The organism is Providencia sp. PROV003 (genome assembly GCF_045040775.1).
GTDB lineage: Bacteria > Pseudomonadota > Gammaproteobacteria > Enterobacterales > Enterobacteriaceae > Providencia > Providencia huashanensis.
The window spans coordinates 725,398-750,769 of sequence record NZ_CP096369.1 but is presented as its reverse complement, the minus strand read 5'-3'; the positions used below and the strand labels follow the sequence as shown (position 1 = coordinate 750,769).

Sequence of the window (25,372 nt, the reverse complement as noted above, 5' to 3'; positions counted from 1 at the left end):
GTTTATTTCCCCTCTGTTTGTAAAAAATGCCCGAAACGTTTTTGGAATTGTGCTGTTTTCCCTTCTTGAGAAATCACTTTTTGTTTGCCGGTATAGAATGGGTGCGATTGAGAAGACACATCAAGGGTGACATAAGGGAAAATCTCCCCTTCAAATTCAATCGTTTTTGCCGTTTTTATCGTCGAGCCCACTTTAAAATAAGCATCAACACTTGTGTCATGGAAAACCACTGTACGGTACTGTGGATGTATCCCCTGTTTCATAATAGCCACCTAAATGTTATGTTATAATATAACAATATATTATTTAAAATAACGACGCAACTATTTTATGGACCAACACTATTTCACAAACAACAAAATAAACATAACAAACTGAATTAAAACACTTTATAAGAGAATAAATACTAGAAAAACCAAAAATCTGTTATCACTATTTGATATTTGAATAAAAAATTACCTGATAACTTTATAAGTACTTAATTAATTATTTGGGTAAAAAAACAATGCCTATAGAAACAATACGCACTTTCCCTCGTCATACTGATCAAGTAAATAATTGTCGACCTGAAAATACCTCTTCCTCATTCACTCGTAAAATCAAAATGTTATTTAATTCCCGTTTTCAGTTAGGAGGCGTACCTATTTTTAATGTGTCTAACCCATCAACTAATAGTATTAATACCGATGAGACTGACTCTTCACAGTCTAAAGAACTATTTTCATTAGCTATTAGTATGTATAGCCAGCCAAAAGATAAAATTAATAATTTTGAAAGAGTTATTGTGGTTGGAGACAGCCTGTCAGATTCAGAAGGAAGAATGCTGAAAAAGACACTAGGGCTGCTACCTTCTGCACCACAATACTATAAAGGACGCTTTACTAACGGCTTCACATGGGTAGACTTCCTAACTTCACCAACAGTGATGAGCTACAAAGACAAAAATTCAAATAATACATATCGACCTGTTGAAGTTATCAATAAGGCCGAAGGGGGCGCTGTCTGCGCAACTTACAACCAAAAAAACCCTAAATTTAGATTTATTTCCAATATAAAAAGGCAAATACAAGGTATTAAATTCAATAAGTCAGACCTTGCTATTATCTCTATTGGCTCTAATGATTACATGACATTCAATAAAACAAATACCTATAAAGTCATTTCCAGTCAGCTCAAAGCAATCAATAAAATGATAAAGCATGGTGCACAGAATATCTTAATAATGGGGATACCTGACCCTAGTAAAACCCCCTTTAAGAACGAAAAACCGATGGAATATGAAAATAAAATGAAAATGCTAACTCTTATGCATAATCAAGCATTGGAAAATAGCATAAAAAAATTAAATGCTCTGCATAGTACTAATATCGTCTTTTTTGATATTGATAAAACGATGACAGAGATTTATCAGCAAGCCAAAACCCTTAACTATGAAACAAACCTACCATTTGCTAACGGTTATATTGGTGGAAAAGAACAACTAGATACGGCCCCACCTTATCTATTTAATGATAATGTCCATCCAACACAAGAAGTTCATGCCATTGTGGCACTTAAACTCAATGAATTTATTGCAAAAAATTTTAAATCTCCTGTAGCTCCTACAACAACTGATTAACCCTCACCGAGAGGCGAGTCGTTACACACTGGCCTCTTTTAATCTGTTATTGTTCAATGCAAATCAACCTAAAAACACCTAAAGAAAAATAAAATCTAAAACAATAATTTATCCTCTAGTGATCTTTTGTATAATTAACCTATTACGCACTATCATTTATTATTTATCAAAGAGATACATTAGCTTTTTAATAAATAAACCATTAGGGGAAGGTGAAAATGTATTACGGCTTTGACATGGGCGGAACAAAAATTGAACTTGCTGTCTTTGACAAAGAGTTAAATCAAGTCTGGCAAAAACGTGTTCCTACGCCTAAAAATGACTACCAATCACTGTTAAACGCGTTTCTCACACTCACACAAGAAGCCGATGAAAAATTTAACTGTCTAGGCAAAATAGGAGTTGGTGTGCCAGGTATCGTCAACCATGCTGAAGGCACTGTATTCACAACAAACGTCCCAACTGCGCAATATAAACCTTTAATTCATGACTTGGCTAATATTTTACAGCGCCCAGTCAAAGTGGAAAATGATGCTAATTGTTTTGCTTTATCAGAAGCTTGGGACCCTGAATTCAAACGTTATCCAACCGTCTTAGGCTTAATTCTAGGAACAGGGGTTGGTGGTGGTTTCGTCATAAACGGCAAAGTGCTACCTGGAAAAAATGGGATTGCCGGAGAAATTGGCCACATGAATTTAAGCGTTCGCGGCGCTAAGCTTTTGGGTGATAGAGTCCCTGAAATCATTTGCGGTTGTGGGCAAACCGCTTGCTTTGAAACTTATTTATCTGGCCCCGGCTTTGAACGTATCTATGCTTCGTTTACTGGTAGAAAACATTCAGCAATCGAAATCATTGAACAATATAAGCAAGGTGATATCCAAGCAAAACAGCATGTCGACCGTTATATATCATTGCTTGCAATGTTTATGGGGCAAATCGTCACCGTTTTCGACCCTGATTTAGTCGTTATTGGTGGGGGGCTCTCACAATTTGAAGAAATCTATCAACGACTACCTGAAGTCCTACCACAATATCTTTATGGCATCGCAACATTACCTGCGATTGAAAAAGCACGTTATGGTGACTCTGGTGGGGCTCGAGGGGCAGCATTCCTAAACTTAATTGACTAACTTTGTACTTTTTTGCGCTTCATTAAGCTTTTAGCCAATGAAGCGCAAATTTATCACTTTAATCATTTCTATTTTCCCCATTTTATCCTTTAAATACCACCTCTTTGGTTGAGAATGATTATCATCAACTTAGCTATTAATGATAAAATCATGCTCTGTCAGTAGCTTCTTATTATAAAAAGTACTTTAGGAATAACTTCAGAGGATCACACTGGATATCAATCCAGTATTGTACGAAACTCAAAAATTAAAAGTGCTTATAGACTAGTCTGATACTGTAATTAATTAAAAAATATATTATTACGTTATATTTTTTAATGGTGATAAATTAAACAAGCTGTTCCTGTTTTTGCATACTATGTATACATACTTAGAATAAAGAGAAAATCCTATGAGTTTGTTTTTCCATAACAGCTTGATGTTTCCAACAGTTATCTTTAGCGGCTTACTAATTATTGTGTTGTTTTACTGGCTATGCGCTGCTTTTGGTCTGTTAGATATTGATTTATTCAATGTTGATACTGAATTTGATAGCGGTATTGACGCAACAGGTTTTGCTGGGTGGTTAACAAAACTTGGGTTAGCAGGGGTCCCTGTCACCATTATTCTGACATTATTTACACTGTTTGGTTGGGTGATCACCTACTTTAGTGTTTATGGTTTTATTCGCTTTATTGATTTAAGTCTATTGCGTTATCTTGTTGGTTTTGCTGTATTTGTTATCACGATATTTATCTCACTTCACTTAACCGCCCTTTGCTTAAAACCTGTACGGAATAAACTTATTAGCCTCAATAAACCCAAAACAGTACGCCAACTCATCGGGAAATATGCCACAGTCCGCTCAGGTACCGTCAATGAAAAAAACGGTGAAGCCATACTCGAAGATGGTGGTGCCGGGCTAATTTTGCAAATACGAGCGCCATTTACAGAAGGTATAAAACGGGGTGATCGCGTTGTTATTATTAGCTATGACGCAGACTCACACAGTTACCAAGTTGTCACTGAAAAAGAATTCCGCAACTAAAGCTATTGGTTGTTATATAAAATAATACTTGCTTGAATCATCGAAATGACGACATCGTCAGAACCTATGGAGAAAAAATATGGATTTGGCTGCATTAATGCCCTTTTTAACCATTGTCGGAGGGATAATCCTAGTTATTTTAGGGTTTTTTGGGTTATTCAAAGCCTTCTATATCAAAGTCCCACAAGGTACTGCTTTGATTGTCAACGATATGTCGTCTCAACCAAAAGTACATTTTACTGGGGCATTAGTTTATCCCGTTATCTACAAAAAAGAGTTCATGCGTATTTCATTGCTGACTCTGGAAGTTGACCGTCGCGGTAAAGATGGCCTTATTTGTCATGATAACCTACGCGCAGATATCACGGTTGCATTCTACTTGCGCGTAAATGAAACCACTGAAGATGTACTGAAAGTGGCTAAAGCTATCGGGGTTGACCGCGCATCAGACCACCAAGCCGTCAGCACCTTATTTAGTGCTAAATTCTCAGAAGCATTAAAAACTGTCGGTAAACAATTAGATTTAGCAACATTATTTGAAAATAGACAAGATTTCCGTGACCGCATTGTGGATGTAATAGGTAAAGACCTCAACGGTTACGCTCTGGAAGATGTCGCTATCGACTACCTAGAACAGACACCAAAATCAGCCCTCGACCCAAATAATATTTTTGACTCCGAAGGTATTCGTAAAATTACTGAAATTACGGCTATTCACAATATAGAAACCAACCAGAAAGAACGAGACCAAGAACTGGCGATTCAAAAGAAAAATGTGGAAACGCGTGAAGCTAGCTTAGCACTTGAGCGTCAACAAGCTGATGCAGAAGCCCGTCAAAAACGTGAAATCGATAATATCCGAGCGCGTGAACAGGCTGAAACTTTACGTGTTCAAGAAGAAGAACGTTTAAAATCAGAACAAGCGCGTATCCAAACTCAGCAAGAAATTGAAATTCGCGAAGAAAACCGCATGCGTGAAGTTGAAGTGGCTCAACAGAACCGCACTCGCGCTGTTGCTATTGAAGAAGAACGCGTTAGCCGTGCTCGTGAACTTGAAGTCGTTGCTCGTGAACGAGAAGTTGAATTACAACGTATTGAAAAAGAAAAAGCGCTGGAAGAAGAACGTAAGAATATCTCTAATGTAATCCGTGAGCGTGTAGCAGTGGAAAAAACGGTTGCACAAGAAGAGGAACGCATTAAAGAAGTTCGCGAAGTTTCTGAAGCTGAGCGTATGAAAAAAGTCACTGTCATTAATGCCGAAGCAGAAGCGGAAGAGTCTTTAGTCCGCCAAGTGAAAAAAGCTGCCGCAGATGAAGCTAGCGCTAAACACCGTGCAGAAGAAATCAGTACGATGGCACAAGCTGAATTAGAAGCATCAGCAAAACAAGCTGAATCGAAAAAACGTTTAGCTGAAGGTATTGAAGCTGAGCATGCCGCATTAGGTTTAGCAGAAGCTCGTGTTCGCCAAGCAACTGCGGAAGCCGAAGAAAAAGAAGGTTTAGTACTTGCTAATATCACGGCTGAGAAACTGCTAGCCGAAGCACGTGGCTTGAAAGAAAAAGGCTTAACTGAAGCCCAAGTTATGGAAGCTAAAGCAAAAGCTGAGCAACAACAAGGGTTTGCTGAAGCAAAAATTCTTGAAGAAAAATTAGCAGCGCAAGCTCGTGGTGAAGAACAACAAGCTAACGCTAAAGAAAAATTAGGCTTAGCCGATGCCAAAGTCCTTGAAGAAAAACTGGCAGCACAAGCTCGCGGTGAAGGTCAATTAGGTTCAGCACAAGCAGAAGTTATCCGCCAACGCCTGAAAGCCGAAGCTGATGGTTTAACAGATAAATTTAAATCAATGGATCACCTCAGCGATACTGCTCGTTCTCATGAAGAGTTCCGTATGCGTCTTGAGAAAGAATTTGAACAAGCCATGGCCTCTATTGATGCGAATAAAGAAATTGCTCGTGAACAAGCCGATGTATTGGCTGCTGCACTGAGCAAAACCAATATCGAAATTGTAGGTGGTGATGGCAGCTTCTTTAATACTTTCTCAAAAGCACTTAGCTTAGGCAAAGCTGTTGATGGTTTTATGGATAAAAGCAGCTTCGCTAAAGAGAATGTTGAAAAACTAATTAATCGCAGCAAAGAAGATAAGAAAGTTGATATTGCCGCTTTACTAAAAAACCCTGAAGTTCAAGACCTAATCAATGGCTTTATGGCAGCGAAAGGGGCAGGGCAACTGGCAAAAACAGTCACTGCAAAACCTATTCCACCGACAGATGACCAACTTTAAGTAATCAGCACATATAGGGGTAATTCTACCCCTAATCGCTTTTCATTTTTATTGTCTTAGTTAAGGGAATTTGCTGCACCATGTCAGATATTCAGGATACGGATCGCGAACAAGAAATACTCGATAGCGCTGTCGCAGAAGGGGGGGCGTATGAAATATTGCGTAAGCGCCTAACCGAGCAAGGTCAGCAACTTCATCAAAAAGCTTCGTTACTGAATGAAAAACGGCTAGAAGAATTTGGCCAAAGCCAAATGGATATTATTGGCCGCATTCGTATTCGTACTGAAAATAATTGCCAAGCAAGGGACATTGTTCGTGTTGGTGAATGGCTTTTATTTGGTTATAACGTTTTCCTCGGGCTTAAAAAAGAAACTCACCTTGAAGATGTTTTTTCATTATATCGACTCGTCGAAGTTGAGGACGAATTTGATGTTGAAGCCGTCCCTTACGAAGAAACCTTTTTAAGCGATAATCGCTTTGTTCAAGATTTTACTGAACTGTACACTTACTATAAAAACACCCAACTCCTTCAGCTTGTTGAAAGGGATGGGAAACTTCTCGCCAGTTTCCAAATTGGTGACCGCATCACTGATGTCCGTGTTTTCCGTTGGTCTATATCAAGTGATAAACGCCGTATCGAATATATAGATAATCGAGGTGAGCGGGACATAGCTCTTCCTCCCGCGTATGACTTTGAATGGCATAAAACCACACGCGAAAACACGGTTAATGGTCGTTACCCTCATCTAAATATTCTTGATACTGTATTTATTGAAACTATCGGTGGCGACTTAACAATTAAGTGTGAAAATAATACTGAAGATGGTTTAGGGATTTATCGGGAAGCTGTTCTGGATAAAAACCAGTCTCTTGATGATGCACAAATTGAATACGCTCAAACAGGCAGCTTAATTATATTAAAGGTTCTGCCTTACCGAGAAGAAAGTTGGCGTTATCTGGTTTACAACACATTATCCCAATCAGTACAACGCATCGATGCCATTGGGCAAGCTTGTGTTCAGCTACCTGAAGATCACGGCATTATTTTCCCTGGTGGCTACTATTTACAAAATGGCGATTACAAAACCTTTGATCAGCCCATGGAGGGAATGCGTTTTCGTCGTTTACGTCGTTCTCCAAATGGTGAAGATGTCTTATATGTTTTCTATTCCCCAAACCAAGGTCGCCTTGCCCTATTTAACTATAATTTAATCGAACGTACATTATCCGTTCCGCTTATTGGGCATGGCTACGCCATGTTTGAAGATGGCAAAATGGTACTGTTTGAAGGTGAAGGGGAGGAAGCCACCCGAGTGCATCCTATGCAGGTTTGGCAAACACCTTTTTACTCAGAAGAGTTTGCAGATCAGCAACCAACACGGAGTGGTTTTTTTGGGCGTATAGGAAATGCTGATTTAGTAAGGGGTATTTCAGAAATTTTGCATGTTGCAAAAGAGATAGAAGGTAACCAAGTTTCTATTGCGCGCTATGAACAACTTAGCCAACAACCCAAAAATTTATTAGATCTCTATTATTGGCTCAGCGATGAACAGTGCCTAAGTATTGGTAAATTACTGAAAGAGATTACTCAGACTAGTGAATTAGTTCTTGATGAGTATGAAAAAGTTGAGAGTATTAGGCAACAATCCGCCAAATCAATGAATGAGGCGGTCAGTCGTCAAAAATCACTACTTTCTTTGACACTGCCTGATGGTTGGACTGATATTCAACAGTTTGTTGATGGTTTAAATTCTCTCAATGCACATCGAGGGCATTTAATTTCATTACGTGAATTTCGCTATATGGATTTAGAACAACTCAGCGAAATGGAAAATGAAATAATTGAAGCTCAGCAATCTGTTTCACAAGCAACCGCAGCGTTCCTTGCAAGCGATAAAGCATTACTACCTTTTAAATCACAGCTTGCTATTTTTGAAGAACAAATAGAAAAATCACAAAACAGTGCTCAGTTAGACGTCCCCATGAATGACATGGAAAAAATGTCTGCTGATTTAGATATGTTATCCAATTTAATGGCATCATTGTCTTTTAACGATGTCACTCAACAAACAAGTATTATTGATGCTATCTCACAAATATATGCACAATTAAACCAGTCTCGTGCTCGCTTACAACAAAAACGAAAATCTCAAAGTAGCGTGGAAACTGTCGCGCAATTTGGGGCTCAATTTCGCTTGTTTAGCCAAGGGATCACCAATGCACTTTCCCTTGCCTCTGACCCTGAAAGTTGTGATGATCAGCTATCAAGATTACTGGTTCAATTAGAAGAACTGGAAAGCCAGTTTAGTAGCCATGATGAATTTCTCGATGATATTCTTGCTAAACGTGAAGAATTACTCGAAACCTTTGAGTCCCATAAACAAGTTCTAATTGACGACCGCCAACGTCGTGCTCAAAACTTATTAACCGCAGCAGATCGCCTACTCGATAGCTTGCAACGTAGAACCGCCCGTTTACAATCTCAAGATGAACTTAACGCTTTCTTCGCATCTGATCCCCTCGCATTAAAAACTCGCGAAATTATTGAAAAACTAAGGGAAATTAACGATAACGTTAAGGCAGATGATATCGATGCTCGTTTAAAAGCCTCTCGCGACCAAGCTATCCGCGTCCTAAGGGATAAAACAGATATTTTTGAAGATGGCGGCAATATCATTAAATTGGGTCGTCACCGTTTTAGTGTGAATACCCAAGAACTAGACCTAACGATTTTACCTAAGAATGATCAACTGTGGGTTTATCTAACAGGGACTGATTTCCAAGAACCTATTGAGAATGCAGAGTTATCACAGTTACGACCTTATTGGAGTGCATCACTAGAATCTGAGTCTGATACCGTTTATCGTTCAGAATACCTTGCTTATTCTATTATTTATGCGGCAACCAAGCGCCAAGACGGGCTGGATTTTAGTCTTCTAAAAAGTGCGTTAACTTCCCCAGAAAAACTTGAGAAAATTGTCCGTGATTTTGCTAGCCCACGTTACAAAGAAGGCTATGAAAAAGGTATTCATGACCATGATGCCGTTGCACTACTGAAAAAATTACTGCCAATCGGTGAAAATGCAGACCTTCTACGTTATAACCCAACAGCCCGTGCCATTGCTGCAATCTATTGGGAACAAGTACAAAACGAAGATTACCCTGCTCAATGGCCGGAACGCGCAAGAACGGCAATGAATATTCACCAATTATTCCATAATGATAATGCCCTACTTGACCTACAAGCCGAAATTGAAGCTGGTATCAGCTTATTTTTACAAGATAACCCAATTCAATGCCAAGGGTATGTACAGACTCAGGCTGCTGAATATCTAAGTTTTGCCTTAGCGAGAACACCCATAGAATTGGTTTATAGTAAATATGCTAGGGAATTAGTGCTCGCATTACAAAGCCGATTGGAAGACGCGCATATGTGGCTCGATTTCAATCGTTCACAACAAAACTTAGGTACTCGCTATGCTCAACGCTGGTCATTAATTCAAAACTGGCTACAAGGGCTATGTTCTGTACCTGAATTTTCTCATCTAGAACCTTATATACCAGGTGCAATCGCGATTATCATATTAGATAAAGTCGCCTCTGCCCGTTATAGTGAAGCTGACCTTTACTTTAAAGTTAGCGGTTTGCTAGGTGAGCATCCAACGATTGAAAACCAGACTTTATCCTTAAGTTTAGATAATTACTTTGGTCGTATGCGTGGGCAAAGGAAACGTTTTATTCCTGAATTTCGCCAGTATCAAGCATTACGACAACGCATTATTGCCACAGAACGTAGTCGCTTAAAACTTCATGAGTTCAAAGCCAAACCACTGAGTTCATTTGTTCGTAATAAATTGATAAATGATGTTTATTTGCCAATTATTGGTGACAATATGGCGAAACAAATAGGGGCTCTTGGGGAAGGGAAACGCACCGACCTAATGGGGCTACTATTAATGATATCCCCACCAGGTTATGGTAAAACTACCTTAATGGAATACGCGGCAGATCGCTTAGGGTTAATTTTTATGAAAGTTAATGGCCCTGCTCTTGGGCATGATGTGCTTTCCCTTGACCCCGAACAAGCACCTAATGCCACGGCAAGGCAAGAACTTGAAAAGCTGAATTTAGCCCTCGAAATGGGGAATAATGTGATGCTATATGTCGATGATATACAACATACACACCCTGAGTTTTTACAGAAATTTATTTCCTTATGTGATGGAACAAGGCGCATTGAAGGGGTTTGGAAAGGAAAAACCAAAACTTATGATATGCGAGGCAAAAAATTCTGTGTCGTCATGGCCGGTAACCCTTATACCGAGTCAGGAGAAGTGTTCCGTATTCCAGATATGCTAGCAAACCGTGCTGATATCTATAACCTCGGGGAAGTATTAGGTGGGATGGATGATGCTTTTGCATTGAGTTATATCGAAAATAGCCTCACATCTAACCCTGTATTAGCCCCTCTAGCGTTACGGGACCTTAATGACCTCTACTTATTTGTCGACAAAGCTATGGGGAAATCAATCTCAACTAACTCACTCAGCTACCCATATTCAGATGCTGAAATAAATGAAATTACTTCAGTAATCAAAAAAATGATTAAGTTACGAGATATTGTATTGAAGGTGAACCAACAGTATATCGCAAGTGCAGCCCAATCAGATAAATACCGTACAGAGCCGGCTTTCCGTCTACAAGGTAGCTATCGAAACATGAATAAATTGAGTGAAAAGGTTTCTTCAGTTATGAATGACGATGAGCTAGAAAGGTTACTTGATGACCACTACCTTGGGGAAGCTCAACTTTTAACCACTGGTGCAGAAGAAAACTTACTTAAACTGGCTGAAATACGTGGCACTCTTTCTCAGAAAGATGCTAAACGCTGGCAGCAAATTAAGAAAGACTTCATGCGTAATAAAGCACTTGGTGGCGATAATGCCGATATTGGTGATCGGGTCGTGGGCCAGCTAGCTTCATTAGTAGAAAGCGTCCAAGCCCTTGGTAACCCCTGATGAACTTTTTGCAAGGTTACCCGCGTATTAGGCTATTAATTTTTCTGGTAGCAATTTTTATTATTGTTCAGTTAATTAATAGTCTAACAGTGGGTGGGTTAACCCCCTTTGGGGTTGTCCCTCGAACCATGACCGGGTTACTAGGCATTTTTTTTGCCCCCTTTATCCACGGTAGTTGGGGGCATCTATTCAGCAATTTACCGCCATTTATCATTTTAAGTGCCTTGCTACTTCATCGCACAGTTAAAGCTTATCTACTGGCATCATTGTTTATTATCAGTGTTGGTGGTTTAGCTGTTTGGTTACTAGGCCGTAATGCTATCCATATCGGTGCTAGTGGCTGGGTTTTTGGTCTATGGGGCTTACTCATTGCCCAAGGCTTTTTACGGCGAAAATGGGTTGATATTGCCATTGCATTATTCGTGTTATTTTATTTTGGTACGATGGCTAGCGGCTTGCTCCCCATTAACCTGTATATTTCTACTGAATCCCATATTGCTGGTGCCCTAGCTGGTATTACCTACGCATGGTTGGCTAATCGTTACGACAAAAAAATGCGTTGATCTTCGCTCAAATAACCCCACCATTTGACTCATTTTTTATCTTTTTTCCCATTTTACGTATCCCTTTTTGTGAGCTTGATTCACATATTAATAATTAACTTAAAATTAACCAATAATTAACAATGTAATAATGCTAGTCTCAAAAAACAATAACGACAATGGAGACACAACCGATGAAAAAAAAAGTCATACCTATCGCAATGGTTTTCGGGTTAACCACCTTGTCATTCACCTCACTTGCCGCACACACTACACAAGTGAAAATTGAACGAGACAGCTATGGTGTTCCTCATATTTATGCCGATGATACTTATAGCCTTTTTTATGGGTATGGTTATGCTGTCGCACAAGACAGGCTGTTCCAAATGGAAATGGCGAAACGCAGCACACAGGGCACGGTTTCAGAAGTGTTAGGTAAAGATTACATCGCTTTTGACAAAGATATTAGAACTAACTATTGGCCAGATTCTATTCATCAACAAATAACTCATTTACCGACAGAACAGAAAGATATTCTAAAAGGTTATGCTGATGGAATGAATGCATGGATAAAACAAGTTAATGAAAAACCAAATGAATTAATGCCTAAGCAGTTTATCGATTATGGTTTTTTACCTTCACAATGGGATAGCTTTGATGTTGCCATGATCATGGTTGGTACAATGGCAAATCGTTTTTCTGATATGAACAGTGAAATTGATAACCTTGCATTACTTACTGCACTGAAAGATAAGTATGGTGAACAAATGGGAGTAAAAGTCTTTGACCAAATTAATTGGCTTAATAACCCCAATGCACCAACAACCATCTCACCGCAAGAATTTACCTATTCAGATTCAAAAAATAACAAAATAACAACACAATTGAATCAAATTAATGATTACCGTTTAACGGCTCCCATGTTTGATCGACCCGCTAAAAATAACTCAGGTAAACTTATTGCTCTTTCCCCTAAACAAAACAATGCGTTAATTTCCCAACAGTACGAACAAGGTGGAGCTAATGGGATTGCGGGCTACCCCACCACCAGCAATATTTGGTTAGTGGGGAAAAATAAAGCTTCTGGCGCAAACGCTATTTTACTCAACGGCCCTCAGTTCGGTTGGTTTAACCCCGCATATACCTATGGTATTGGTTTGCATGGTGCAGGGTTTAACATTGTTGGAAATACTCCTTTTGCCTACCCAGCTATTTTATTCGGTCATAATGGCCATATTTCTTGGGGGTCAACGGCAGGGTTTGGCGATGGTGTTGATATCTTTGCTGAAGAAGTTTCACCTGAAAACCCCAATAATTATTTACATCAAGGCCAATGGAAAAAAATGCTAACACGCCAAGAAACAATCAACGTAAAAGGCGAAAAACCGGTTACCTTTGCTGTTTACCGTACAGTTCATGGCAATATTATTAAGCGCGACGACTCTACTCACACCGCTTACAGTAAATCTCGCGCGTGGGATGGGAAAGAAGTATCATCATTAATGGCATGGGTTAAACAAGGGCAAGCACAAAATTGGCAGCAATGGCTAAACCAAGCAAAGGACCAAGCCCTCACAATTAACTGGTACTACGCCGATAAAGACGGAAACATCGGCTATGTTCACACCGGTCATTACCCAGATCGCCAAGCTAACCATGATCCGCGTTTACCTGTTCCAGGAACAGGTGATTGGGATTGGAAAGGTATGCAACCCTTCGAAAACAACCCTAAAGTGTATAACCCTAAATCAGGTTATATCGCTAACTGGAATAATTCCCCCGCAAAAAATTACCCTGCGAGCGACCTTTTTGCTTTTCTCTGGGGCAGTGCGGATAGAGTGACAGAGATAGATAACCTCATAGATTCTTATGATAAATTAACATCAGATGATATGTGGAATATTTTACAACAGACTAGCCGTGTTGACCTCAACCGGCGTTTATTTATGCCTTATTTAAGCCAAGCTACTGAAACCTTACCAGCTAGTGATAACGCAGCCAAATTAGTCTCAATACTCAAACAATGGGATGGTATAAACCAATTATCCAGTGATGGTAAACACTATATTCACCCAGGTTCAGCCATCCTTGATATTTGGTTAAAAGAAATGCTCAAAGCTACATTAGGCCAAACGATCCCAGCCCCATTTGATAAATGGTATCTTGCAAGTGGCTATGAAACCACACAAGAAGGGCCTACAGGGTCATTAAATATTAGCACGGGTGCCAAGTTACTTTATGAATCACTACTGGGTAATGACTCCGCTATTCCTCAAACAGTGGATATTTTTTCAGGTCAATCCAAGAATACTATCATCCGAAAAGCACTGGATACCACCTACCAAAAAATGAAAGATAAATACGGCGACGACCCTGCAAACTGGCAAACCAATGCTACTGCATTAACTTTCCGTGAAAATAATTTCTTTGGGGTTCCACAGGCTCTAGCAAAAGAAAATTTCCATCAAAATGAATACCATAATAGAGGTACAGAAAATAACCTTGTGGTATTTACTGAAAATGGTGTTCAAGCGTGGGATGTTGTTGCTCCTGGTCAAAGTGGTTTTATTTCGCCCCAAGGCAAACGCTCACCCCATTACCAAGACCAGCTTTCACTGTACAACCAGTTCGGTAAAAAACCATTATGGTTAGATAAACAAGAACTGGCGCCACATATAGAATCAACGGAAACACTCACTGTTTATCAATAAGCTTATTTTGATAACTAAATACCAAGACTTCTTGGTATTTAGTTTTTAACTGTGACTCGATATACACAACGTGCCGCACCATTTAGCAAGTATTGCTCACGCACAACACTCCCCTCGTCACCGACTACCTCGCTAAATAAAGTTAATTCCGAACGGCAAAAGTTTTGGCAAACCGTCGCGGCAGCACAAATTGGGCAATGATTTTCAATAAATAACCAACTGTCATTATCTTGCTCAACTTTCGCCATATAGCCTTCCTCGCTCCGGACTTCTGCTAATGCTGCTAAACGTTCCGGCAATGCCAAACCTTTACAACGTGCAAAATATTTATCTCGGCTTTCCTCTTCTCTTTGGCTTATCAGGCGCTCTAAACCCTCATCACCAAAAATAGTACGAACAGAATCAATTAATTGCAGAGCTAATTGCGCATGGGTATCAGGAAAACGCTGGTGCCCTAATTCAGTGAGAACCCAATTTTGCCGAGGCCTTCCTGCTCCGGTTTGTGACATACACTGAGCACCTTCCACTAACCCTAAAGTAACTAACTTTTGAAGGTGTTGCCGTGCAGCCTCCCCCGTCAGATTTAAATCTTTAGCGATTACTGCTGTAGATATTGGCCCTTTCGTTTTAATACAAAAAAGGACTTTATCTACGGCTTGAGTGAGATTTAAATTATCAAAGTAATTACTTGCTTTAATCATTATACGACTCTATTATCCAATACATTACTTGGATAATACCTCTTTTCTGACTATTCCGTCTAGCGGGTCTCTCTATGAGCAATAAAACACCAACAACAGCACAGGGTAAATGGGCTGATTTACTCAGTGGTTCCAATGCATTACTCACAATAGCGCTCACTGGAGGCGTTGCCTTACACGCTATTAATATTTATATCGTAACAACCATATTACCCAGTGTGGTTAACGATATTGGTGGTCTTGAATATTATGCATGGAATACCACGTTGTTTGTGGCAACTTCAATTGTCGGTTCAGCGCTTTCCAGCAAAATTTTAGATAGCTTTGGGCCTAAATTTGCCTATTTAATAGCATTAATATTATTTTCCCTTGGGTCTATCTGGTGTGCGGCTTCCCCATCTATGTTGATATTACTTGGAGGGAGAGCGCTACAAGGACTTGGTGGGGGGATTTTATTCGCACTAAGTTATGCTTTGATCCGAATTGTTTTCACAGAAAATTTATGGTCACGGGCGATGGGCGTCGTTTCTGGTATGTGGGGAATAGCGACCTTATGTGGCCCAGCCATTGGTGGTATTTTTGCAGAGGGAGGTCATTGGCGCTGGGCATTTTGGGCCCTACTCCCTGTAGCCGTTTTTTTATCCTTAATTGTCATCGGACAACTACCAAAAAGGCAAAACCAGCCACCTCAAACGGCTAAAATTCCTTTCTTAGCAATATCATTACTTGTTATCTCAGTTCTTGCTATTTCAATTGGTAGCTTATCGGAAAAATTACTAGTAAACCTGATTGGCTTATTCATTGGCCTCGCCACACTTATTATTATTGTGTTGTTAGATGGGAAAAACGGAAAACGTTTATTACCAACCGGCTCCTATTCGTTAAAAAATCAGCTTGGTGTGATTTTTTTAACTATGTGCTTACTTGTTGGTGGCATGACAACAGAAATTTATGTACCTTATTTTCTTCAAACCATTCATCACTTTTCACCATTATATGCAGGGTACTTAACTGCGATCATGGCTGCTGGCTGGACAATAGGGGCACTATTTAGTGCAAATAAAACAGGTAAGGTAGTCATTCAGATTATAAGAGTCGGGCCGGTCATCATATTTATATCTCTGATTGTTCTAGCAGTATTGACGCATAACCAGAAACTGACCGAATCTTTACCTTTATTTATTATTTACTTAATTGCTATGGCGGGCGTTGGGCTAGGTATTGGCATTTGTTGGCCTCACCTCGTTCTACGTGTATTTAATAATGCGCCAAAAGGGGAAGAAAACCTTGCATCTTCTTCAATAATTACTATTCAGCTATATGCCACGGCCTTATCAGCAGCTCTTGTTGGTGTCGTTGTTAACAATAGTGGGCTAATCAGCCCCGGCGGAATGTTGGGGGCACAACAGGCATCTATCTGGCTATTTGCGTTATTTGCCCTTAGCCCGTTGATGGCTATCATCATGATCCGTAAAGTGAAATAATTAAATCCAACTAAAATGGGAGCAACCTAGCTCCCATTTTTAATCAATTCAGTGTTTTTTAGTACGCATAAAGTACGGTAGAGCCAATATGCTAACAAGCAAGACAACAATCGTCGCTATCATGACCACTAAAAAGGCATGATCAAAAGCAATATTAGCCTGATTAATTAATCTGTTAGCACTGTCTAATGGTAGCTTTTCAGAAACCAGCAACGCTTCATCAATGCTATCATAGACCTTATTACTGACCGCTAAATCATCTGGAAGGGATAGCTTTAACGTATAAACAGCACTCATCAACCCCCCCATAAAAGTCACGCCAAGTACACTACCAATTTCATAAGCAACCTCTTCAAGAGAAGCTGCCATACCTGCTTTTTCTTCGGATGCACTTAACATTACCGTTGTAGAAGCCGTAGTAAAAATAGCCCCTAACCCAAAGCCAATCAAAAATAAGAATGAAAGTAATAATAAACCTGTTGATGTTTTAAATACCCACGCTAAACCAACAACACCAATTAAGGTACATGTAAACCCTAAAACAGCTAATTTTGTTTCACCTAACTTATGCAAATACACCCCCGCTAAAGGGGCTGAGATCAACGAGGCAATAGGAATAGGCATGATATAAAGCGCCGCGTCAAATGGCGTATAACCTAGTACCAACTGCAACCGCTGACTAAGCAGCAGTTCGACCCCAACAATAACCACAAGGGATATAATTGCCATCAAGATACCAGCACTAAATTTAGGATTTCTCAATAAGGCAAAATCAATCATTGGCGATTCCGATGTGATTTGCCGATGCCTAAAGACCGCCAAAAAGACCACACCAATAACCCCAGAAGCCATTACAGCAGTCCAATCTGTATAAGCTTTACCTATTTCTTTTAATGTATAAATAGAACTGATAAGCCCGCTCAAAACTAAAATAGCACCCAGTACATCGATTTTTTTGTTGTTATTTCCACCGCATTTAGGAACCAAACAATAAGCAAATGGTAAAACTAATAACACAACAGGAACATTAATTAAAAAAACAGAACCCCACCAAAAATGGTTAAGTAAGATGCCGCCAATTAAAGGGCCAATAGCGGCACCACCTGATGCCACAGCAGACCAAATACCGATTGCGAGCGCCCTTTCTTTTGGGTTTAAAAAAACATTCCTAACAATCGCTAATGTCGCTGGCATACTTACAGCAGCACCAACCGCGAGGAAGCCTCGAGATAAAATTAAACTCATCGCCGTTGGCGAAAAAGCCGCACATAATGACGCTATGCCAAATAATGGTAGCCCCAATAAAAACATCTGCTTATGACCCACTTTATCGCTTAACATTCCCGCAGCAGGCAATAAACCTGCAACCACTAATGGGTAAGCATTCATAATCCATAGTTTTTCAGATGCGGTCGCACCTAAATCATGAGTCAACTTGGGCAGTGCGGTATAAAGCACAGTAACATCAATAACTATAAGAAATAACACACTTGATACTAACAGAAGTACTATCCAGCGTTTATAATCGGCTAACATAAAATTCTCCCAATGAGTTTAGTTGATCACGCTTTATTGATGATCGTGCTATAATATAAATCCATACGTATGTATTGAAAAGAGGTTTTTCTAAATGGGACGTCAACGAACGATTGATCGCGATAAGGTACTGGATACCGCTGAAGAAATCGTCATTACACAAGGGGCCGCAGCCCTGACTATTGATGCTGTTGCAAAAGCAATGGGGATTTCTAAAGGTGGAGTTCAGTACTGCTTTGGCAATAAAGAGGCCCTTATCGATGCGATGTTTGAACGTTGGGGCCGATCCTATGATGAAGTATTCAACCGAGTTATTGAGCAAGATAATAGCCCAGAAAGGAAAATTTTAGCCCATCTACAAGCAACCCATGAGCACGATAAAGTCTCAATGGCCAAAGGTGCGGCCTTAATGGCGTCATTATTACAAACGCCGGAATACCTTAAAAGTACACGTATTTGGTATCGTGAACGTATTGAAAACCTGGATACATCCACAGAAAAAGGCAAACAGGCAAGAATTATTTTTCTAGCAACTGAAGGCGCTTTTATGCTGCGCTATATGGGATTAATGGAAATCGATGATAATGAATGGCAATCTATATTTAGTGATATGATTAACTTATTGAAAAACGACTCATAACATCCTTTTTTAAAATAAATAATCTCTTAATTTTAATATCATTATACAACATATTTAAATGGAGATTATTATGAGACCAATTATTATCAATGTTGATTATAAACATAACCCAAATAAAATATATAACATTTCCAACAAGGTCACACTAAAAAACAAGATAGTAAATATAGCAAACAAAAACATAGAACTAAATTATAAAAAAGAAATTATATCAAACAAAATAAAAAGCGATAAAAAAAACATAGAAAGTATAGGTAATATAGATTTATTTTCTGAAATAATTAGGGAGAAAAATGTAATTTACACTCAATCACAAAATAAAATACTACCCTCACAATATATTAATTTAATTAAAAACCACCGAAAAACATTCATTCCAACAGGGAATAATGATCATACTATAGTCCTATGTTCCGGCGATCTCATCGGAAAAGGGGTATATGGAGCCGCCTATAGGATAGGTAACTTTGTTATCAAAATACCCAATGATGACAATATACAGAAAAGTAATAAAAACACCGAGTACTCTCGCTGTTCAAATGTATTAAATGAAATAAATAGGGATAATGATTTTTCTCGAGGAATCACATTAAAAAATGGTAAACAAGTACTAATTACCAAATATGTCGATGGTAAGTCTATAACTGGAAAAAATGCATTTGACTTTGTAAAAGAGAAAGGGCGTATTTTATTTGATTATGGTTCTGAAGGAAATGTTAAAATAGATAATAATGGAAAAAAATATGTTATTGATGTCGACTTTGTAGCACAAGCTACTGGGTTAAAAAAATATCCCTCATTAGGAACCCTAACAATACATGAAATTTATAAGGATATATTTACTATAAACCCACTTAAAACGAATAATGAAAAGCCTTTTTATTATTCTGAAATAGAAGATCTTTTACCAAAATTGAAAGGAAAGTGAAATAACATCCTTACTAACGATACTATTCCACAACACAGGGTCATTTTTCTTACAAGGAAAATGCCCCTGATGCAGGAAAATGAGTGACTAAACCAGCGGTATAAAGCTGTTCTATAATTAACAGATCAAAATTATAATTCGGTGTTAATTTTTCATACCTCCGATTATCAAGGCTATCTAAATACATTAGGTTTTCATCAGCACAACACCGTATAAGTGCAAGTAAAAAAACACTATTTTCAAAAGAAAGATCATTGATACTTAACGCATTTTCTTTTTTTATAAAGAAGAGGTTATCAATATATTCAACTTTTTCTTGCCTTTCTTTTTTATTTTTTATACGTATACAATCAACACAAATATGTTCAAGATTGCTTAAATTTGAAAAAAAAGGCTCATTACGGTTAAATAATGAGCCCTTTTGTGGGCGGACAAAATAGTTGGGAACTGGGAGGGGTGGAAATGGAGTTTTTAAGGATTATTTAGGGAAGAGTGACAAAATAGATGGGAACTGGGTGTAGCGTCGTAAGCTAATACGAAAATTAAAAATGACAAAATAGTTTGGAACTAGATTTCACTTATCTGGTTAACTAATCTAGCTAACCTGCCGCTCAGCTTAGTACGATCCTATATCCAACTGATCATAATCCTTTCATCAGTATCCCAAATTAAATCCCCCTCCTAGACTGCCTCACCAACACTTTACAGTGATCCCGTATTTCCGGACAGGTGATTGATTTTTTTCGCTTGTACAGGTGTTAAGCCACAGTTATCTTGATGTGGACATTATGCATTGTAATAGCCCATTAACATGCGCTAAGAGCATAAATTAATATACAGTAACAAGCATTACGAGGTGCTAATGTTTGGAAAGCAGCCTCTTCCAACTACAATAATAAGTTAACTATCCTCCACCCACAAATAATTACAAATGACCCCTTTCCGCTATAACTCCGATCTCACCAGCGGCTCGCTACAAACCCGAGAGTGTCGCATTATTACTGGCTTGTTACTCCAAGAGCTTGATGAAGCTGCCTGGGATAAAGCCATGTATAAGGAAAATGTGCTTCAGAAACGCACGCAATCTACGGTAAGACGTATTTCTTCAGCGCTTAGAAAACGCCTAGAACACCTAAGCTCTGACTTTTGGGCTTTTGCGTTTTTATGTTAGGCATTGTCTGGCAACTGGAGGAAGTGTAATGACCATGAATGGTCACTGTGATTGACAGTATCTTGCTTAAACTTATCTGAACAATGGTAGAACTGGCTCATATTTATCCCCTCTATGATTGTTTATCTTTTTCACCATAAAAAGTATCAGGGGCTACTCAGGGCTACATAAAGATATTTATCTACTTTTACTGATTGATAAGTAGCATCAGTCCATCCGCAGGACTGGTGGTGCCGGCAAAATGCTGACCCAACACATGCGTATAGATTTGCGTGGTCTTAACATCGTTATGCCCTAAGAGTTCTTGCACAGTGCGAATATCACGCCCCGCTTGTAATAGATGCGTAGCAAACGAGTGACGAAATGTATGACAAGTGACACGCTTGCTAACGATGCCTGCTTTTTGTACGGCTGCCTTCAATGCCTTTCGCGCAACGGAGTCATGCAGATGATGGCGGCATAATTTGCCGTTATACGGGTGGTTGCAGAGCGTGCTGGAGGGAAAGACAAACATCCACGCCGCTTGTCGATAAGCAGAAGGGTATTTGTGATCTAAAGCAAAAGGCAGCGATGGCCCTACGCCTTGTAAGTTGTCGTCTTGCTGAATAAGCCGCGCTTGCTCAATGAGTTATTTTATTGCTGGGATTAGGCGCGTGGGCAGTAGGCTGTTTCTGCTTTTCCCACCCTTACCGTCATGCACAGTGATGCAGCCATTATCAAAATCAAAATCTTTAACCCGCAAACGCAAGCATTCATTAATGCGCAAACCTGCACCATACAGCAGCGTAAAAATAACTTGGTTGCGAGTATCCATAACCTGCAAAATGCGTTGCACTTCATTTGCAGAGATAACAGAGGGTAGCCGTCTAGGCTTGCTTGCAGGGATATAATCAATATCGCCCAACGGCTGTTGTAAAAACCTGTTGTACAAAAAAGCTAGGGCATTTAAAGCGATTTTCTGCGTGTTTATGGCTACATGTCTGCTGTTTGCTAAGCTGGATAAAAACAGCCTGACCTCTTCACTGCCCATGGTCTGAGGATGACGTTTTTTGTGAAACAGAATAAAACGCTTAATCCAGTGCAGGTAAGTTTTTTCAGTTTTCAGCGCATAACCTTTTTGTCGCATATCCGTGCGTATAGAATTTAAAAATGGACTGTTAGACATAAAACGCTCCTTGTCTTGCAACTGTCTGCCTATACAGCCTATTCTAGCTGGGATTTAAAAAAGTGCCTGTTTTTTACGCCTAGAGATGCTTGTTTACCGGTAGAGTTTTAATTTAATGCTAAATAAATTAAAATGTTATGAGTTCTTTGGGTGAGATAATGTGCATCGTGCAAGCAGGATAGACGGCATGCACGATTTGTAATAACAGAGTGTCTTGTATTTTTAAAGAAAGTCTATTTAATACAAGTGATTATATTAATTAACGGTAAGCATCAGCGGGTGACAAAACGAGCATGCTTACTAATAAAATGTTAACCTCTGAGGAAGAATTGTGAAACTATCACTAATGGTAGCTATATCGAAGAATGGAGTTATCGGGAATGGCCCTGATATTCCATGGAGTGCCAAAGGTGAACAGCTCCTGTTTAAAGCTATTACCTATAACCAATGGCTGTTGGTTGGACGCAAGACTTTTGAATCAATGGGAGCATTACCCAACCGAAAGTATGCGGTCGTAACACGTTCAAGTTTTACATCTGACAATGAGAACGTATTGATCTTTCCATCAATTAAAGATGCTTTAACCAACCTAAAGAAAATAACGGATCATGTCATTGTTTCAGGTGGTGGGGAGATATACAAAAGCCTGATCGATCAAGTAGATACACTACATATATCTACAATAGACATCGAGCCGGAAGGTGATGTTTACTTTCCTGAAATCCCCAGCAATTTTAGGCCAGTTTTTACCCAAGACTTCGCCTCTAACATAAATTATAGTTACCAAATCTGGCAAAAGGGTTAACAAGTGGCAGCAACGGATTCGCAAACCTGTCACGCCTTTTGTACCAAAAGCCGCGCCAGGTTTGCGATCCGCTGTGCCAGGCGTTAGGCGTCATATGAAGATTTCGGTGATCCCTGAGCAGGTGGCGGAAACATTGGATGCTGAGAACCATTTCATTGTTCGTGAAGTGTTCGATGTGCACCTATCCGACCAAGGCTTTGAACTATCTACCAGAAGTGTGAGCCCCTACCGGAAGGATTACATCTCGGATGATGACTCTGATGAAGACTCTGCTTGCTATGGCGCATTCATCGACCAAGAGCTTGTCGGGAAGATTGAACTCAACTCAACATGGAACGATCTAGCCTCTATCGAACACATTGTTGTGTCGCACACGCACCGAGGCAAAGGAGTCGCGCACAGTCTCATCGAATTTGCGAAAAAGTGGGCACTAAGCAGACAGCTCCTTGGCATACGATTAGAGACACAAACGAACAATGTACCTGCCTGCAATTTGTACGCAAAATGTGGCTTTACTCTCGGCGGCATTGACCTGTTCACGTATAAAACTAGACCTCAAGTCTCGAACGAAACAGCGATGTACTGGTACTGGTTCTCGGGAGCACAGGATGACGCCTAACAATTCATTCAAGCCGACACCGCTTCGCGGCGCGGCTTAATTCAGGAGTTAAACATCATGAGGGAAGCGGTGATCGCCGAAGTATCGACTCAACTATCAGAGGTAGTTGGCGTCATCGAGCGCCATCTCGAACCGACGTTGCTGGCCGTACATTTGTACGGCTCCGCAGTGGATGGCGGCCTGAAGCCACACAGTGATATTGATTTGCTGGTTACGGTGACCGTAAGGCTTGATGAAACAACGCGGCGAGCTTTGATCAACGACCTTTTGGAAACTTCGGCTTCCCCTGGAGAGAGCGAGATTCTCCGCGCTGTAGAAGTCACCATTGTTGTGCACGACGACATCATTCCGTGGCGTTATCCAGCTAAGCGCGAACTGCAATTTGGAGAATGGCAGCGCAATGACATTCTTGCAGGTATCTTCGAGCCAGCCACGATCGACATTGATCTGGCTATCTTGCTGACAAAAGCAAGAGAACATAGCGTTGCCTTGGTAGGTCCAGCGGCGGAGGAACTCTTTGATCCGGTTCCTGAACAGGATCTATTTGAGGCGCTAAATGAAACCTTAACGCTATGGAACTCGCCGCCCGACTGGGCTGGCGATGAGCGAAATGTAGTGCTTACGTTGTCCCGCATTTGGTACAGCGCAGTAACCGGCAAAATCGCGCCGAAGGATGTCGCTGCCGACTGGGCAATGGAGCGCCTGCCGGCCCAGTATCAGCCCGTCATACTTGAAGCTAGGCAGGCTTATCTTGGACAAGAAGATCGCTTGGCCTCGCGCGCAGATCAGTTGGAAGAATTTGTTCACTACGTGAAAGGCGAGATCACCAAGGTAGTCGGCAAATAATGTCTAACAATTCGTTCAAGCCGACGCCGCTTCGCGGCGCGGCTTAACTCAAGCGTTAGAGAGCTGGGGAAGACTATGCGCGATCTGTTGAAGGTGGTTCTAAGCCTCGTACTTGCGATGGCATCGGGGCAGGCACTTGCTGACCTGCCAATTGTTTTAGTGGATGAAGCTCGTCTTCCCTATGACTACTCCCCATCCAACTACGACATTTCTCCAAGCAACTACGACAACTCCATAAGCAATTACGACAATAGTCCATCAAATTACGACAACTCTGAGAGCAACTACGATAATAGTTCATCCAATTACGACAATAGTCGCAACGGAAATCGTAGGCTTATATATAGCGCAAATGGGTCTCGCACTTTCGCCGGCTACTACGTCATTGCCAACAATGGGACAACGAACTTCTTTTCCACATCTGGCAAAAGGATGTTCTACACCCCAAAAGGGGGGCGCGGCGTCTATGGCGGCAAAGATGGGAGCTTCTGCGGGGCATTGGTCGTCATAAATGGCCAATTTTCGCTTGCCCTGACAGATAACGGCCTGAAGATCATGTATCTAAGCAACTAGCCTGCTCTCTAATAAAATGTTAGGCCTCAACATCTAGTCGCAAGCTGAGGGGAACCACTAGTGTCATACGAACCTCCAAGAGACGGTTACACAAACGGGTACATTGTTGATGTCATGTATGACAATCGCCCAAGTAAGTATCCAGCTGTGTTCAGAACGTACGTCCGAATTCCAGACTATGTCGAACTAGATAACGCGGAGGAGCTGGCCGACGCAATCATTCGAGAGGTTGAGTTAAAGGAGGCATGGCTCACAAGGGTCTTGGGGAACTCAGCCGATCCTGACGCTTCTGTGGGCAAGTGGGACCGGCGCCTAGCGCAGTGCGGTGGTATTGATGAGATGTCAAGTGGGGTGCAGGCAACATACTTCAGTCCAAACGGTCAGCTGGTCGGCTTAGTGGCATACATTGATGCCGAATGGATGGATGAATAGCTCTGACGTTACGATTCAGGTGAGACAACCAGATGGGCATTGCGTACAAGCTCAGTTGCCACCGATGTGGCTACGAGTCTGATCTTCTTTACCTAGGCCAAGGTATGGCGATGCTTCCTGAGCAAATAGTCGGAACGTGCACATG

General features: G+C 40.4%; 18 protein-coding genes and 2 pseudogenes. 16 read left to right on the top strand and 4 right to left on the bottom strand.

Annotation, left to right across the window (positions count from 1 at the left end; all coding sequences use genetic code 11):
- Positions 1-2 precede the first annotated feature (2 nt).
- Positions 3-263: a type B 50S ribosomal protein L31 gene (locus M1F14_RS03270; RefSeq protein WP_048605656.1), complete on the bottom strand. Its 261-nt coding sequence runs from the start codon at positions 261-263 to the stop codon at positions 3-5.
- Between the two features lie 242 nt (positions 264-505).
- Here M1F14_RS03270 and M1F14_RS03265 point away from each other — a divergent pair, with 242 nt between their 5' ends.
- The 7 genes from M1F14_RS03265 to M1F14_RS03235 all read left to right on the top strand — a co-directional run bounded on the left by M1F14_RS03265 (position 506) and on the right by M1F14_RS03235 (position 14,327).
- Positions 506-1,618 (top strand): SGNH/GDSL hydrolase family protein, encoded by a 1,113-nt coding sequence (locus M1F14_RS03265; protein WP_053083838.1) that lies wholly within the window; start codon positions 506-508, stop codon positions 1,616-1,618.
- 218 nt (positions 1,619-1,836) lie between these two features.
- A complete protein-coding gene (gene nagK / locus M1F14_RS03260; RefSeq protein ID WP_129467258.1) occupies positions 1,837-2,748 on the top strand; it encodes an N-acetylglucosamine kinase in 912 nt (303 codons plus the stop codon).
- Between the two features lie 391 nt (positions 2,749-3,139).
- Positions 3,140-3,775, top strand: coding sequence for an OB-fold-containig protein (locus M1F14_RS03255; protein ID WP_181468905.1), 636 nt, complete (start codon positions 3,140-3,142; stop codon positions 3,773-3,775).
- A gap of 79 nt (positions 3,776-3,854) precedes the next feature.
- Complete coding sequence (locus M1F14_RS03250) at positions 3,855-6,056, top strand: flotillin family protein (protein WP_042846788.1); 2,202 nt, start codon at positions 3,855-3,857, stop codon at positions 6,054-6,056.
- 80 nt (positions 6,057-6,136) lie between these two features.
- On the top strand, positions 6,137-11,074 hold the full coding sequence (locus M1F14_RS03245; RefSeq protein ID WP_181468906.1) for a DNA repair ATPase: 4,938 nt from the start codon (positions 6,137-6,139) through the stop codon (positions 11,072-11,074).
- Positions 11,074-11,637 (top strand): rhomboid family intramembrane serine protease, encoded by a 564-nt coding sequence (locus tag M1F14_RS03240; RefSeq protein WP_181468907.1) that lies wholly within the window; start codon positions 11,074-11,076, stop codon positions 11,635-11,637. The genes M1F14_RS03245 and M1F14_RS03240 overlap by 1 nt, the downstream gene beginning before the upstream one ends.
- A 200-nt stretch (positions 11,638-11,837) precedes the next feature.
- A complete protein-coding gene (locus M1F14_RS03235) occupies positions 11,838-14,327 on the top strand; it encodes a penicillin G acylase (protein WP_232370545.1) in 2,490 nt (829 codons plus the stop codon).
- A 38-nt stretch (positions 14,328-14,365) separates the two neighbouring features.
- Here M1F14_RS03235 and M1F14_RS03230 read toward each other — a convergent pair whose 3' ends face one another.
- Positions 14,366-15,028 carry a metalloregulator ArsR/SmtB family transcription factor gene (locus tag M1F14_RS03230; protein ID WP_048605648.1) on the bottom strand — a complete coding sequence of 221 codons (663 nt, stop codon included), beginning with the start codon at positions 15,026-15,028 and terminating at the stop codon, positions 14,366-14,368.
- Positions 15,029-15,102: 74 nt separating this feature from the next.
- On the opposite strand from M1F14_RS03230, the gene M1F14_RS03225 reads away from it, so the two are divergent.
- Positions 15,103-16,512 (top strand): MFS transporter, encoded by a 1,410-nt coding sequence (locus M1F14_RS03225; protein WP_181468909.1) that lies wholly within the window; start codon positions 15,103-15,105, stop codon positions 16,510-16,512.
- Positions 16,513-16,560: 48 nt separating this feature from the next.
- Here the strand turns inward: M1F14_RS03225 and M1F14_RS03220 are convergent, their stop codons facing one another.
- Positions 16,561-18,048: an MFS transporter gene (locus M1F14_RS03220; protein ID WP_181468910.1), complete on the bottom strand. Its 1,488-nt coding sequence runs from the start codon at positions 18,046-18,048 to the stop codon at positions 16,561-16,563.
- Positions 18,049-18,142: 94 nt separating this feature from the next.
- On the opposite strand from M1F14_RS03220, the gene M1F14_RS03215 reads away from it, so the two are divergent.
- The 3 genes from M1F14_RS03215 (at position 18,143) to M1F14_RS03205 (ending at position 20,787) form a co-directional block, all read left to right on the top strand.
- On the top strand, positions 18,143-18,688 hold the full coding sequence (locus M1F14_RS03215) for a TetR/AcrR family transcriptional regulator (protein WP_048605644.1): 546 nt from the start codon (positions 18,143-18,145) through the stop codon (positions 18,686-18,688).
- Positions 18,689-18,758: 70 nt separating this feature from the next.
- Positions 18,759-19,616: a hypothetical protein gene (locus M1F14_RS03210; RefSeq protein ID WP_052219355.1), complete on the top strand. Its 858-nt coding sequence runs from the start codon at positions 18,759-18,761 to the stop codon at positions 19,614-19,616.
- A 931-nt stretch (positions 19,617-20,547) separates the two neighbouring features.
- Positions 20,548-20,787 carry a BrxA family protein gene (locus tag M1F14_RS03205; RefSeq protein ID WP_001353740.1) on the top strand — a complete coding sequence of 80 codons (240 nt, stop codon included), beginning with the start codon at positions 20,548-20,550 and terminating at the stop codon, positions 20,785-20,787.
- A gap of 187 nt (positions 20,788-20,974) precedes the next feature.
- Here M1F14_RS03205 and intI2 read toward each other — a convergent pair.
- Positions 20,975-21,952, bottom strand: a pseudogene (gene intI2 / locus M1F14_RS03200) (class 2 integron integrase IntI2).
- Positions 21,953-22,283: 331 nt separating this feature from the next.
- On the opposite strand from intI2, the gene dfrA1 reads away from it, so the two are divergent.
- The 5 genes and pseudogenes from dfrA1 to M1F14_RS03175 all read left to right on the top strand — a co-directional run bounded on the left by dfrA1 (position 22,284) and on the right by M1F14_RS03175 (position 25,227).
- Positions 22,284-22,757 (top strand): trimethoprim-resistant dihydrofolate reductase DfrA1, encoded by a 474-nt coding sequence (gene dfrA1, locus M1F14_RS03195; RefSeq protein ID WP_000777554.1) that lies wholly within the window; start codon positions 22,284-22,286, stop codon positions 22,755-22,757.
- Positions 22,758-22,851: 94 nt separating this feature from the next.
- Positions 22,852-23,376: a streptothricin N-acetyltransferase Sat2 gene (gene sat2, locus M1F14_RS03190; protein WP_000704156.1), complete on the top strand. Its 525-nt coding sequence runs from the start codon at positions 22,852-22,854 to the stop codon at positions 23,374-23,376.
- Between the two features lie 57 nt (positions 23,377-23,433).
- A pseudogene (gene aadA1, locus M1F14_RS03185) lies at positions 23,434-24,269 on the top strand (ANT(3'')-Ia family aminoglycoside nucleotidyltransferase AadA1).
- 28 nt (positions 24,270-24,297) lie between these two features.
- Positions 24,298-24,795 (top strand): hypothetical protein, encoded by a 498-nt coding sequence (locus M1F14_RS03180; protein ID WP_001444089.1) that lies wholly within the window; start codon positions 24,298-24,300, stop codon positions 24,793-24,795.
- A 60-nt stretch (positions 24,796-24,855) separates the two neighbouring features.
- Positions 24,856-25,227, top strand: a complete 372-nt coding sequence (locus M1F14_RS03175; protein WP_000119696.1) for a hypothetical protein — start codon at positions 24,856-24,858, stop codon at positions 25,225-25,227.
- Positions 25,228-25,372 lie beyond the last annotated feature (145 nt).